Below are 12965 nucleotides of genomic sequence, written 5' to 3' on the forward strand. Positions count from 1 at the left end.
CGCGATGTGCCCTCGGCGGCCGTGCGGGCGATACGCCGTTGCGGAGCACGCCCGGCGTGGCCTTAGGCTGTCTGGCGGATTTCATGACGGGCACAGGGCCCGCGGCGTGCCGTCGCACGCCCGGCCCTGGACGAGAGGTGAAGGGACCGTTTGTGGCGACTGCGCCTGCCATCGGGGTGCTCGCCCTCCAGGGCGACGTGCGCGAGCACGTGCGCGCGCTCGAGGCGGCCGGGGCCCGGGCCACGACCGTGCGCCGCCCGGCCGAGCTCGCCGCCGTGGACGCGCTGGTGATCCCCGGCGGGGAGTCCACCACGATGTGGAAGCTGGCCGAGGCGTTCGAGCTGCTCGAGCCGCTCCGGCTGCGGGTGAAGGAGGGCATGCCCGCGTACGGCTCGTGCGCCGGCATGATCATGCTCGCCGACCGGATCGAGGGCGGCATCGAGGGACAGCGCACGATCGGCGGCATCGACATGACCGTGCGCCGCAACGCGTTCGGCCGCCAGGTCGACTCCTTCGAGGCCGACATCGACTTCGCCGGCCGCGGCCCGCTGCGCGCCGTCTTCATCCGCGCGCCGTGGGTGGAGTCGGTCGGCGAGGACGTCGAGGTCCTCGCCCGGGTCCCCTTCGGCGGCCGCGCGCAGGCGGATTCAGGCCCCTTCGATGACGGTAGGATCGTCGCGGTCCGGCAGGGACCGCTGCTCGCCACGGCGTTCCATCCGGAGCTCACCGGGGACGGGCGAGTGCATTCGTACTTTGTCGAGATGGTAAGGGAGCTCTAGGCGATGGCCGGCCACTCCAAATGGGCGACGACGAAGCACAAGAAAGCCGCGCTCGACGCCAAGCGGGGCAAGCTGTTCGCCAAGCTCATCAAGAACATCGAGGTGGCGGCGCGGACCGGTGGTCCGGACCCCGACGGCAACCCCACGCTGTACGACGCGATCCTGAAGGCGCGCAAGAACAGCGTGCCGCTCGACAGCATCGAGCGGGCCCGCAAGCGGGGTGGCGGCCTGGAGGCCGGCGGCGCCGACTACCAGACGATCACCTATGAGGGCTACGGCCCCGGCGGCGTCGCCCTGCTCATCGAGTGCCTCACCGACAACCGCAACCGGGCCGCCTCCGAGGTGCGCACCGCGATGACCCGCAACGGCGGCTCGATGGCGGACCCCGGCTCGGTGGCGTACATGTTCAACCGCAAGGGCGTGGTGATCGTCCCCAAGGCCGGCGGCCTCACCGAGGACGACGTGCTCGCCGCGGTGCTCGACGCCGGCGCCGAGGAGGTCAACGACCTCGGCGAGTCCTTCGAGGTGATCAGCGAGGCGAGCGACCTGGTGCCGGTGCGCAAGGCGCTGCAGGACGCGGGCATCGAGTACGAGTCGGCCGACGTCTCCTTCCTGCCCTCGGTGACCGTGCCGCTCGACGAGGAGAACGCCCGCAAGGTGTTCCGCCTCATCGAGGCCCTCGAGGACAGCGACGACGTGCAGAACGTGTACGCCAACTACGACGTCAGCGACGAGGTCATGGAGAAGGTCAACGCCTGACCCGGCGGTCACCCGGCCGGGTGGCGGCCCGCGACCCCGGAGCCGCCGCGAAAAACCAGCGGGCCTGCCGATCTCCCGCCCCATCCCGTTGTAAGGTCGGGGTGGCGAACTGATGTTCGGAGGGTTGGGAGGGCTTGTGCGGGTGCTGGGCATCGACCCGGGATTGACCCGATGCGGGCTCGGTGCCGTCGAGGGGCGGCCCGGCAGCCCGCTCACCCTGGTGCGGGCGGGGGTGGTGCGCACCCCGGCCGGGGACGACATCGGCGCGCGGCTCGTCGCGCTCGAGGCGGGCGTCGAGGAGTGGCTGGAGGAGATCCGGCCCGACGTGGTCGCGGTGGAGCGCCTGTTCGCCCAGGTCAACATCCGCACCGTGATGGGGGTGGCGCAGGCCTCCGGCGTGATCATCGCCTGCGCGGCGCGGCGCGGGCTCCCCGTCGCGCTGCACACGCCGAGCGAGGTGAAGGCCGCGATCACCGGGTACGGCAACGCCGACAAGCGGCAGATCGGCGCCATGGTCACCCGGCTGCTGCGCCTCGACGCGCCGCCCAAGCCCGCCGACGCCGCGGACGCGCTCGCGCTCGCCATCTGCCACGTGTGGCGGGGCGGGGCGAGCGAGCGCCTCGCCGCCGCCGTCGCCAGGGCCCGCGAGGGCCTGCGGTCCGCCGGTCCGGGGGCCGGGGCGGGCACCGGGCGGGCGCCGTCACCGAGGAGGGCCGTGGAGTGATCGCCTCCGTCGAGGGCACGGTCGCCGCGATCCGGCCGGGCGCCGCCGTGATCGAGGTCGGCGGCGTGGGCATGCTCGTGCACTGCACCCCCGCCACCCTCGGCACGCTGCGCGTGGGGGAGCGGGCCCGGCTCGCCACCTCGCTCGTGGTGCGCGAGGACTCGCTCACCCTGTACGGCTTCGCCGACGAGGACGAGCGCGCCGTCTTCGACCTGCTGCAGACCGCGAGCGGCGTCGGCCCCCGCCTGGCGCTGGCGATGCTCGCGGTGCACACCCCGAACGCGCTGCGGGTCGCGGTGGCGAGCGCCGACGTCAAGGCGCTCACCCAGGTGCCGGGCATCGGCCCGAAGGGCGCCCAGCGCATCATCGTGGAGCTGAAGAACAAGCTCGGCACGCCCGAGGAGGCGGTGAACGCGGCCCTCGGCTCCGACGGCCGGGCGCGGCCGCCGTGGCGCGAGCAGGTGCACTCCGGCCTGGTCGGCCTCGGCTACTCGGCCCGGGACGCCGACGAGGCGGTCGCCGCGGTCGCCCCGCAGGCCGACGCCGAGATCGCGGCCGGCCGTACCCCCGACGTGGCCGCCCTGCTCAAGGCCGCCCTGCGGGTGCTCAGCGTCCGGTAGGCCGAGGGGACTGGTGATCGTGCATGAACGATGATCGCGAGCTGGTGTCGCCCGACGCCGCCGGGGACGAGCGGGCGATCGAGGCGGCGCTGCGCCCCAAGCGGCTGGACGAGTTCATCGGCCAGGCGCGGGTGCGCGAGCAGCTCTCGCTCGTGCTGCAGAGCGCGCTCGCCCGCGGCCGCCCGCCGGACCACATCCTGATGAGCGGCTCGCCGGGGCTCGGCAAGACCACCCTCGCGATGATCATCGCGGCCGAGCTGGGGGTGCCGCTGCGGGTCACCTCCGGCCCGGCGCTGGAGCGCGCCGGGGACCTCGCGGCGATCCTCTCCACGCTGTCGGAGGGGGAGGTGCTGTTCATCGACGAGATCCACCGCACCTCCCGGCCCGCCCAGGAGATGCTCTACCTGGCGATGGAGGACTTCCGCGTCGACATCGTCGTGGGCAAGGGGCCGGGCGCGACCGCGATCCCGCTCGACATCGCGCCGTTCACGCTGGTCGGGGCGACCACCCGGGCCGGGCTGCTGCCCGCGCCGCTGCGCGACCGGTTCGGCTTCGTGGCGCACATGGACTTCTACGACGTGGCCGAGCTGGAGCAGGTGCTGCACCGCTCGGCCCGGCTGCTGTCGGTGAACCTGCCGCCGGACGGCGCCCACGAGATCGCCCGCCGCTCCCGGGGCACGCCCCGTATCGCCAACCGGCTGCTGCGACGGGTGCGCGACTACGCCGAGGTGCGCGCCGACGGGGTGGTCTCCCGCGAGGTCGCCGCCGCCGCGCTCGACCTGTACGAGGTGGACTCCGAGGGGCTCGACCGGCTCGACCGCGCGGTGCTGCACGCGCTGCTGCACAGGTTCGGCGGCGGCCCGGTCGGGCTGTCCACGCTCGCCGTGGCGGTCGGCGAGGAGCCGGAGACGGTCGAGGTGGTCGCCGAGCCGTTCCTGGTACGGCAGGGCCTGCTCGCCCGCACCCCGCGCGGCCGGGTGGCCACCGCCGCCGCGTGGCTGCACATGGGCCTCACCCCGCCCCCGGACGCGGTCGGCGCGTCCCCGGCCGTCCCGGACGGCGAACCCGTCCCCGGAACCGATACGGCGGCGGCCGGTGACCCGGAGGCCGCGGCCGGGTAGGCCGGTGAGGTGACGGCGCAGGCGTGCCGGCCGTGCCGTACGCGACGAGCCGATACAGTTGTGATCACAAAACGGTCACCCGGTCTCGATCGGGGAACTTTCCCGCGCGCCGGAGCGTGGGTTCGTTGCCGGGTCTTGACCGGCTCGCCTACACTCCGTGCCTTGGTCGGCCACGGGGCGCTGGCGAGCGGCGGGCCGGCCACGCGATCCCGCGTAGTGACAGACCTCCGGCGCGAAGGCCGGTCATCCTCGTAGTGGAAGGACAGCCCCCGTGCAGGGCAATCCGATTGGGACATTTCTGCCGCTGATTCTGCTGCTCGTGGTGTTCTACTTCCTGCTCATCCGCCCCCAGCGGAAACGGCAGCAGGAACACCTGCGCATGCAGCAGAGCCTGACGCCCGGCACCCGGGTGATGACGACCACCGGTCTGTTCGGCACCGTGACCGCCGTCGACGACGACGAGATGGTGCTGGAGATCGCCCCGGGCGTCGAGACCCGCTGGCTCAAGGCCGCGGTCGGCCGGGTGATCACGCCCGGCGAGGAGCGGCCGGGCGGCGCATCCGCTTCCGCCGCCGAGGGTGAGGGCACCCAGGGCACCGGCGACGACGGGGAGGGGTCCGCCACGAAGTCCTGAGCGGACCCGCCGGAGCACCCCACGACCCGTGGCCTCCCCGCCGAAGAGCCCGTCGCGCACCCGGAGGGGACCGGGGCGGATCCTCCTGGTCCTGCCGGCGATCATGCTCGTGATGGCCGCGCTGGTCGCCCAGCAGGGGGCGTTCGTCCCCCGGTACGGCCTCGACCTGGCGGGCGGCACCACCGTGACGCTGTCGCCGGTCACGCCCGACGGGAGCAGGCCTTCCCGGGAGAGCCTCGACCTGGCCGTGGACATCATCCGCGACCGGGTGAACGGCTCCGGCATCTCCGACGCCGAGACCGTCCGCTCGGGGGACACCATCGTCGTCTCCGTGCCCGGCAGGGGCCGGCAGGAGATCCTCGAGCTCGTCGGCACCACCGCCGAGCTGCGTTTCCGGCCGGTGCTCGCGGTGGCCCCCGCGCGTGCGGACGCCGCCGGCGCACCGACCCCGCCGGGCACGCCGGCCGCCTCCGCACGCCCGGAGCCGTCCGCCCCGGCGTCCCCCCGGGCGTCCGGCCGGCCGTACCCGCCGGCGACCCCTGACCCCGCGGCGACCCCGGGCGCCCCGCCCGGCGGCGGGCAGGGCACCCCCGCCGCCCCCGACCCGCTCGCGGGCGTCGACCTCACCGGCATCGAGTCCGCCCTGGCCGAGGAGTTCCGCCGGATCGACTGCTCCGCCCGCTCCCGCGGCCAGGGCGTGCCCGACGACCCCGGCGCGCGGATCGTCGCCTGCAGCCAGGACGGCTCGTCCCGCTACATCCTCGACCGGGCGGCCGTGCGGGGCGTCGACGTCGCGGACGCCACCGCGGGCGTCGACCCGGCCAGTGGCGAGTGGATCGTCACCGCCGAGTTCACCGGCCTGGGCGCCACCGAGTTCGCCCGCGTCACCGGGCGGCTCACCGGCCTGCCCGAGCCGCGCAACCGGCTCGCCGTGGTCCTCGACGGCGTCGTGGTCTCCGCGCCCGCGATCCGCGAGGCGGTCCCCGGCGGCACCGCCCGCATCGGCGGCGACTTCACCCGGGAGACCGCCACCCGGCTCGCCCACCAGCTCCGGTACGGCGCGCTGCCGCTGCGGTTCGAGCCCGGCACGGTCGAGGAGATCTCCTCCACGCTCGGCGCCGACCAGCTCCGCGGCGGCCTGCTCGCGGGCGGCCTCGGCCTGCTCGCGGTCGTCGGCTACGCGCTGCTGTACTACCGGGGCCTCGGCCTGGTCGCGGTGTCGAGCCTCGCGGTGGCCGCGCTGCTCACCTACCTGAGCGTGGCCGTGCTCGGCGCGTACGCCGGGTTCCGGCTCTCGCTGCCGCACATCGTCGGCCTCATCGTCTCCATCGGCGTCACCGCCGACTCGTTCATCGTCTACTTCGAGCGCATCCGCGACGGGCTGCGGGCCGGGCGGCCGCTGCCGCTCGCCGTGGAGACCGGCTGGCGCCGGGCGCGGCGCACCATCCTCGTCGCCGACGCGGTCACCCTCATCGCGGCCGTGACCCTCTACCTGCTCGCGGTCGGCGGCGTGGCCGGGTTCGCGTTCGCCATGGGCCTCACCACGCTGATCGACCTCGCGGTGGTGTTCCTGTTCACCAGGCCCCTCGTCACCCTGCTCGCCCGGCTGCGGTTCTTCGCCGAGGGGCACCGGCTGTCCGGGCTCGCCCGGCCCCGCCGTACCGTGGGCGCCGAGCCCGCCCCGCGGGGGACGTGATGGGGCCGGGACGGCTGCGCCGCGACGGGGCGGACCTCGACATCCTCGGCCGCCGCAGGCTGTGGTACGGCCTGTCGCTGGCGCTGCTCGCGCTGTCGCTCGCCGGGCTGCTCGGCCGCGGGCTCAACCTCGGCGTGGAGTTCACCGGCGGCTCGGTCTTCACCTTCACCTCCGCCTCGGCCACGGTCGAGGAGGTGCGCGACGCGGTGGGCGGCGCGCTCCGCGGGAGCGGCGACGAGCAGGTGATCGTGCAGCGCACCGGCGCGCACGGCTGGCGCGTCACCACCGGGCTCACCGCCGGCGACCGCGCGTCCGACGAGCAGGTGGAGCGGGTACGGCGGGCTCTCGCGGCGCGGTTCGGCCTGCCCCCGGGCGAGGTCGGCGTCCAGGTGATCGGCGCCTCCTGGGGCGGCCGGGTCACCGAGCGGGCCGTGCTCGGCCTCGCCGTGCTGCTGATCGCGGTGATCGGCTACCTGTCGTTCGCCTTCGAGTGGCGCATGGCGCTCGCCGCGGTCGCCGCGCTCGGCCACGACCTGGTCGTCACCGCGGGCGTGTACGCCTGGTCGGGCTTCGAGGTGACCCCGGCCACCCTGCTCGGATTCCTCACCATCCTGGGATACTCGCTGTACGACGCGGTCGTCGTCTTCGACATGATCAAGGAGGTCACCGCCAGGCTCGGCAGCACCGGAAAGATGACCTACACCCAGGCCGCGAACCGCGCGCTCAACGCGACCCTGGTCCGCTCGCTCAACACCACGCTCGTGGCGATCCTACCGGTGGCGTCGATCCTGTTCATCGGCACCACGCTGCTCGGCGCGGGTACGCTGAAGGACCTGTCGCTCGCGCTGTTCGTCGGCATGATCGTCGGAACCTACTCCTCGCTGTGCGTGGCCACCCCGCTGCTGGTCGCGCTGAAGGAGCGGGAGCCGCGGTACGCCGCCCTCGCCAGGCGGGTGGCCGGACGCGACCGGGCGCTCGCCGGGGCGGGCAGGGCCGCTCCGGGCGACCGGGCGGCGCGGGCCGGTCGCGGCCCGGCGACCACGGCGCACAAACGCAGGAAGAGACAGAGTTGATCGGCCCGCTTCGGGTGCCCGTGCCGACCGGCCGCTCGCGGACGCCGGCGTACGGCGCGCGGGCGGCGCCGGATCGGGCCCCTGCGGGCCCTCGGTTGTGAAGGCAGGTGCCATCCCCCCATGGGTGCGACGGACGTCTCCGCGCTGATCCTCAGCCGGATCCGCGACGTGCCGGACTATCCGAAGCCCGGTGTGCTGTTCAAGGACATCACGCCGCTGCTCGCCGACCACGACGCGTTCTCCGTGGTGGTGGACGAGCTCGCCGCCGGGCTCGAGGTCGACAAGGTCGTCGGCATCGAGGCGCGCGGCTTCATCCTCGCCGCCCCCGTGGCGTACCGGTGCGGAGCCGGGTTCGTCCCCGTACGCAAGAAGGGCAAACTGCCCGCAGAGACGCTCTCGGCGTCCTACGATCTGGAGTACGGCTCCGCCGTCATCGAGGTGCACCGGGACGCCTTCGGCCCGGGCGACCGTGTGCTCATTGTCGACGACGTGCTCGCCACGGGGGGTACGGCCTTGGCGGCGGTGGAGTTGATCAGAGGTGCGGGCGCCGAGGTGGTCGGCGTCTCGGTGCTTCTGGAGCTGGCCTTCCTCAAGGGTCGCAGCCGGTTGAGCGATGTCGATCTGCGCTCTCTGGTGGTCGTCTGATCCCCCTGCGGGCGGGTCCGGCCGGGTGGCGGCCCGCCGGACGGCGGGCCGGCGTCATCCCCAAAGTGGATAAACTGGAAAAACAGGACTCGAGGGCAAGGAGTCTGCGTGTCCCGCGATGTCGTCGCACCCGGCGTACCCGCCGTCGCCGACGGGTCCGGTGGGTCCGGCCCGGACGGCGCGACCGAGCGTGAGCGCCCGGCCGAGCCGCAATCCTTGCCCGCCCTGCCCGGGCCGGCCGAGGAGAAACCTGCCGGGCGGCGGAGGAGGGGCCGGTTCGCGGGGCAGTGGGGTGGCACAGTGAATCCGGTACTCGAACCGCTCTTCAAGACCGTCCGCGCCACCCATCCCAAGGCGGACCTGCGGATCCTCGAGCACGCCTACGACGTCGCGGCCTACCACCACCGCGGCCAGAAGCGCAAGAGCGGCGACCCGTACATCACCCACCCGCTCGCCGTCGCCACCATCCTCGCCGAGCTCGGCAGCGACGTGGAGACGCTCGCCGCCGCGCTGCTCCACGACACCATCGAGGACACCGCCTACAGCCTGGAGGAGCTGCGGGCCGACTTCGGCCCCACCATCGCGGCGCTCGTCGACGGCGTCACCAAGCTCGACAAGGTGAAGTTCGGCGACGCGGCCCAGGCGGAGACCGTCCGCAAGATGGTCGTCGCGATGTCCAGGGACATCCGGGTGCTGGTGATCAAGCTCGCGGACCGGCTGCACAACATGCGCACCATGCGCTACCTGCCGCCGCACAAGCGCGAGCAGAAGTCCCGGGAGACGCTGGAGATCTTCGCGCCGCTCGCCCACCGCCTCGGCATGAACACCATCAAGTGGGAGCTCGAGGACCTGGCGTTCAGCATGCTCTACCCCAAGCGGTACGCCGAGATCTCCCGCATGGTGTCCGAGCGCGCGCCCCGCCGGGACCTGTACCTCCAGGAGGTGATCGAGAAGGTCTCCGCCGACCTCCGCGAGGCGAAGATCAAGGCGACGGTCATGGGCCGTCCCAAGCACTACTACTCGATCTACCAGAAGATGATCGCCCGCAACGTCAGCTTCGACGAGATCTACGACCTGGTGGGCATCCGGGTCCTCGTCGACACGGTGCGGGACTGCTACGCGGCGCTTGGGACGATTCACGCGCGATGGAACCCGGTGCCCGGCCGGTTCAAGGACTACATCGCGATGCCCAAGTTCAACATGTACCAGTCGCTGCACACCACGGTGATCGGGCCCGGGGGCAAGCCGGTGGAGCTGCAGATCCGCACCCGGGCGATGCACCACCGGGCCGAGTACGGCGTGGCCGCGCACTGGAAGTACAAGGAGGAGATGAACTCCGGCGGCGGCCAGAAGGTCAAGCCGGTCACCGACATGGCCTGGCTGCGCCAGCTCCTCGACTGGCAGAAGGAGACCTCCGACCCGGGCGAGTTCCTCGAGTCGCTCCGCTTCGACCTGTCGGTCTCCGAGGTCTACGTCTTCACCCCGCGCGGCGACGTGATCGCGCTGCCCGAGGGCGCGACCCCGGTGGACTTCGCCTACGCGGTGCACACCGAGGTCGGGCACCGGTGCATCGGCGCCCGGGTGAACGGCCGGCTCGTGCCGCTGGAGTCCCGGCTGAACACCGGCGACACCGTGGAGATCTTCACCTCCAAGTCGCCGGACGCCGGGCCGTCCCGGGACTGGCTGAAGTTCGTCAAGAGCGGCCGGGCCCGCAACAAGATCCGCCAGTGGTTCTCCAAGGAGCGCCGGGAGACCGCGATCGAGGCGGGCAAGGAGGCGATCGGCCGGGCGATGCGCAAGCAGGGCCTGCCGCTGCAGCGCATGATGTCCGGCGAGACCCTGCTCGCCCTCGCCCGCGACCTGCGCTACCCCGACGTCTCCGCGCTGTACGCGGCGGTGGGGGAGGGCCACATCGCGGCCCAGACGGTCGTGCAGAAGCTCGTCCAGTCGGTCGGCGGCGTCGAGGGCGCCGAGGAGGACCTCGCCGAGACCTCGGTGCCGACCCGGTTGCGCAAGCGCGACCGGTTCCGGGAGCGCCCGCACAACGCGGGCGTGGTGGTCGCCGGCGATCCGGACGTGTGGGTACGGCTGTCGCGCTGCTGCACCCCGGTCCCCGGCGACGAGATCATCGGCTTCGTCACCCGCGGCCACGGGGTGTCGGTGCACCGCACCAACTGCCCCAACGTCCAGCAGCTCAAGGAGCAGAAGGACCGCCTGGTCGAGGTCACCTGGTGCCCGACCGAGGACTCGGTGTTCCTCGTCGCGATCCAGGTGGAGGCGCTGGACCGGCCGCGCCTGCTGTCGGACGTCACCCGCACGCTGTCCGACCACCACGTGAACATCCTGTCGGCCTCGGTCACCACCTCCCGCGACCGGGTGGCGATCAGCAGGTTCACCTTCGAGATGGGCGACCCCAAGCACCTCGGCCACGTGCTCAAGGCGGTGCGCGGGGTGCAGGGCGTCTACGACGTCTACCGGGTGAGCGGCGCCGGCTCCTGACCCGGCCCCGCCGTACCCCTCCCGCGCTCTCCTCTGATCCGTGCTCGACCGTGACCGCGCCCCCGGCGGCGCGTGGCGGCCGGGGGCGCGGACGTGGCCTCGACGGTGGCCGTGACGGCTCAGACCGGGCGGCTCAGACGGAGCCTCCGGAGAACTCCGCGAGCGTGCGCTCGGCCTCGACCAGCCAGGAACGGCGGGCGGCGAGCGCCTCCTCGGCCTCCTTGGCCTCCTTGGCGTTGCCCGCGGCCTGGGCCTTGGCGAGCCGCTGCTCGAGCTGCTCGATCGACCTGCGGAGCTGCTCGACCGTCGCCTGCGCCCGGGCCCGGGCCTCGGGGTTGGTCCGCTTCCACTCGGCCTCCTCGGCCTTGCGCAGCGCGTCGTCGACGCGCCGCAGGCCGCCCTCGAGCCGGTCCCGGACGTCGCGCGGCACCGGCCCGATCGCCTCCCACCGCTCCAGGATCGAGCGGAAGTGCTGGCGCGCGGCCCGCGCGTCGGTCACCGGCAGCAGCTTCTCCGCCTCGGCGAGCAGCTGCTCCTTGGCCGCGGCGTTCTCCCGCAGCTCGGCGTCACGCTCGGCGTAGACCGCGGCGCGCGCCTGGAAGAACCGGTCCTGGGCCGCCTTGAAGCGCGCCCACAGCTCCTCCTCGACCTCCCGGGAGGCGCGCCCGGCGGCCTTCCACCGGCGCATCAGCTCACGGTAGGCGGCGGCGGTGCCGCTCCAGTCGGTGGAGTCGGCGAGGGCCTCGGCCTCGGCGACGATGCGCTCCTTCTCCTGCCGGATCGCCTCGCGCTGCTGGTCGAGACCGGCGAAGTACGCCTTGCGGCGCTTGGCGAAGGCGGTGCGGGCGGCGGAGAGCCGCTTCCACAGGGCGGCCTCGGTGGCCCGGTCCACGCGCTCGGCGGCCTTCCACTCCTCGACGAGCTGGCGCAGCCGCTCGCCGCCCGACTTCCAGTGAGTGGTGTGCTCGGCGATGCGCTCCGCCTCGGCGACGATGCGCTCCTTCACTTCACGGGCGGCCGCGCGCTGGAGCTCGCGGGCGGCCTTGAGCTCCTCGCGGCGCTTGGCGACCAGCTCCGACAGGCCGGTGAGCCGCCGCTGGAGGGAGTCCAGGTCGCCCACCGCGTTCGCGGTGGCGACGGCCTCGCGCAGTTTGAGGATGGAAGCCTCGGCCTGCGCGGGGGGCAGATCGGTGCCGCGTACCCGCTGCTCGAGCAGCTCGACCTGGGTGGCGAGTTCCTCGAACTTGCGGCGGTAGTACGCCAGCGCCTCCGCGGGATCACCCGCCTGCCAGGACCCGACGGCCCGTTCTCCCTCGGCCGTACGCACGTAGACGGTGCCGTCGTCGTCTACCCGGCCCCACGGGTCGGTGCTCACCGTGTCCTCCCGCACTGTCATCAGATCCTTCGGGGGGTACCCTGCCCCTCGTTGTATTACGTCAGCTCTTGCCAGAGATTGTCACGTCTTTGAGTTCGACGGCCAGCTTGGGGGCACCGTCGCCTCCGCCGCCCTTGACGCCCGCTTTGGCGACTTTGTCCACAATGCTCATACCCTTCGTGACCGTACCGAACGGCGTGTAGTTGGGAGCAAGGTTGTTGGTGTCGTCACCATAGACGATGAAGAACTGGCTGCCGCCGGTGTTGGGGCCGCTGTTCGCCATCGCCACCACGCCCCGCTTGTACTCCATGCCGCCGAGGTTCTCGTCGGCGATGCGGTAGCCCGGCCCGCCGGTGCCGTCGGTCTCGGTCTCGCCGTCGGCCTTCGCCAGCGGGTCGCCGCACTGGAGCACGTGCAGCCCGCCGGTGGTCAGCCGGTGGCACTTGGTGCCGTCGAAGTAGTCCTTGCTCGCCAGATGGACGAACGAGTTCACCGTGCACGGCGCCTTCGCCGGCTCCAGCTTGATCTCGATCTTGCCGTGATTCGTGGTGAGCGTCATCGTCCTCGGCGTGTCGGGGTCGGCCTGCGCCGGAGGCAGCCCGACGTCCTTCACCTGCCCGCTCGAGTCGGCGACGTAACCGCAGGTCCGGGTCGCCGGATCGAACGGCTTGGGCTCGGGAGCCGCGGACGGGGAGGCCTGCGCGCCGGTCTGTGCGCTGGTCACGTCACCGGAGCCGGAGACCACGACCGAGGTGGCGACGACCGCGCCCACGACCACCACACCGAGGACGGAACCGATGATCCGCCGGCGCCGGGCCTTGGCCATCCGCTCGGCTCGGCGCGCCATCTGTCGCTCGTAATGCCGGCGGGCGAGCTCCCTCTGGCGGTCTTTGCCGGTGGCCACCGTACTCCTCCCGAGTGTCGGTAATCACTAATGAGGTGGGCGAAATCGTATCGGCCCCAGGGCAATGGTTCGCAGCCCGCCGAGGCTCACCGGTACCCTTCGGTTACATTCCCATCCGCTTTCCTTGACGAGATCC

12 protein-coding genes are annotated in these 12965 nt (G+C 72.9%); 10 read left to right on the forward strand and 2 right to left on the reverse strand.

Annotated elements, in window-relative coordinates; translation table 11 throughout:
- The first annotated feature begins 152 nt into the window (after nucleotides 1–152).
- The 10 genes from pdxT to FHX40_RS09525 all read left to right on the forward strand — a co-directional run bounded on the left by pdxT (nucleotide 153) and on the right by FHX40_RS09525 (nucleotide 10550).
- Complete coding sequence (pdxT, locus tag FHX40_RS09480; RefSeq protein ID WP_229789115.1) at nucleotides 153–779, forward strand: pyridoxal 5'-phosphate synthase glutaminase subunit PdxT; 627 nt, start codon at nucleotides 153–155, stop codon at nucleotides 777–779.
- 3 nt (nucleotides 780–782) lie between these two features.
- Nucleotides 783–1538 (forward strand): YebC/PmpR family DNA-binding transcriptional regulator, encoded by a 756-nt coding sequence (locus FHX40_RS09485; protein WP_142259266.1) that lies wholly within the window; start codon nucleotides 783–785, stop codon nucleotides 1536–1538.
- A 136-nt stretch (nucleotides 1539–1674) separates the two neighbouring features.
- Nucleotides 1675–2262, forward strand: a complete 588-nt coding sequence (ruvC, locus tag FHX40_RS09490) for a crossover junction endodeoxyribonuclease RuvC (RefSeq protein ID WP_142261659.1) — start codon at nucleotides 1675–1677, stop codon at nucleotides 2260–2262.
- Nucleotides 2259–2882 (forward strand): Holliday junction branch migration protein RuvA, encoded by a 624-nt coding sequence (gene ruvA, locus FHX40_RS09495; protein WP_142259267.1) that lies wholly within the window; start codon nucleotides 2259–2261, stop codon nucleotides 2880–2882. Before ruvC ends, ruvA begins: the two co-directional genes overlap by 4 nt.
- Nucleotides 2883–2905: 23 nt before the next feature.
- The gene (gene ruvB / locus FHX40_RS09500; protein ID WP_142259268.1) at nucleotides 2906–4003 is read left to right on the forward strand and encodes a Holliday junction branch migration DNA helicase RuvB; all 1098 of its coding nucleotides are present in this window, start codon (nucleotides 2906–2908) and stop codon (nucleotides 4001–4003) included.
- 271 nt (nucleotides 4004–4274) lie between these two features.
- The gene (gene yajC, locus FHX40_RS09505) at nucleotides 4275–4637 is read left to right on the forward strand and encodes a preprotein translocase subunit YajC (protein ID WP_142259269.1); all 363 of its coding nucleotides are present in this window, start codon (nucleotides 4275–4277) and stop codon (nucleotides 4635–4637) included.
- A 112-nt stretch (nucleotides 4638–4749) separates the two neighbouring features.
- On the forward strand, nucleotides 4750–6333 hold the full coding sequence (secD, locus tag FHX40_RS09510) for a protein translocase subunit SecD (protein WP_244941587.1): 1584 nt from the start codon (nucleotides 4750–4752) through the stop codon (nucleotides 6331–6333).
- Entirely contained in the window at nucleotides 6333–7406 is a 1074-nt protein-coding gene (secF, locus tag FHX40_RS09515; RefSeq protein WP_142259270.1) for a protein translocase subunit SecF, read from the forward strand. The genes secD and secF overlap by 1 nt, the downstream gene beginning before the upstream one ends.
- A 120-nt stretch (nucleotides 7407–7526) precedes the next feature.
- A complete protein-coding gene (locus FHX40_RS09520; RefSeq protein ID WP_142259271.1) occupies nucleotides 7527–8051 on the forward strand; it encodes an adenine phosphoribosyltransferase in 525 nt (174 codons plus the stop codon).
- 300 nt (nucleotides 8052–8351) lie between these two features.
- Nucleotides 8352–10550, forward strand: coding sequence for a RelA/SpoT family protein (locus FHX40_RS09525; RefSeq protein WP_280525109.1), 2199 nt, complete (start codon nucleotides 8352–8354; stop codon nucleotides 10548–10550).
- A gap of 133 nt (nucleotides 10551–10683) precedes the next feature.
- On the opposite strand, the gene FHX40_RS09530 is transcribed toward FHX40_RS09525, so the two are convergent.
- Entirely contained in the window at nucleotides 10684–11946 is a 1263-nt protein-coding gene (locus FHX40_RS09530) for a DUF349 domain-containing protein (RefSeq protein WP_189136278.1), read from the reverse strand.
- Between the two features lie 40 nt (nucleotides 11947–11986).
- Nucleotides 11987–12829: a peptidylprolyl isomerase gene (locus tag FHX40_RS09535; protein WP_280525110.1), complete on the reverse strand. Its 843-nt coding sequence runs from the start codon at nucleotides 12827–12829 to the stop codon at nucleotides 11987–11989.
- Nucleotides 12830–12965: the final 136 nt, after the last annotated feature.

Origin of the sequence: Thermopolyspora flexuosa (assembly GCF_006716785.1) — a bacterium.
Taxonomy (GTDB): Bacteria; Actinomycetota; Actinomycetes; order Streptosporangiales; family Streptosporangiaceae; genus Thermopolyspora; species Thermopolyspora flexuosa.

What these genes read in the sequence shown, in the direction of transcription:
- FHX40_RS09485 (WP_142259266.1), top strand. Translation starts at nt 783, where the DNA reads ATGGCCGGCCACTCCAAATGGGCGACGACGAAGCACAAGAAAGCCGCG.
- ruvB (WP_142259268.1), top strand. Translation starts at nt 2,906, where the DNA reads ATGAACGATGATCGCGAGCTGGTGTCGCCCGACGCCGCCGGGGACGAG.
- secD (WP_244941587.1), top strand. Translation starts at nt 4,750, where the DNA reads ATGGCCGCGCTGGTCGCCCAGCAGGGGGCGTTCGTCCCCCGGTACGGC.
- secF (WP_142259270.1), top strand. Translation starts at nt 6,333, where the DNA reads ATGGGGCCGGGACGGCTGCGCCGCGACGGGGCGGACCTCGACATCCTC.
- FHX40_RS09520 (WP_142259271.1), top strand. Translation starts at nt 7,527, where the DNA reads ATGGGTGCGACGGACGTCTCCGCGCTGATCCTCAGCCGGATCCGCGAC.
- FHX40_RS09530 (WP_189136278.1), bottom strand. Translation starts at nt 11,946, where the DNA reads ATGACAGTGCGGGAGGACACGGTGAGCACCGACCCGTGGGGCCGGGTA.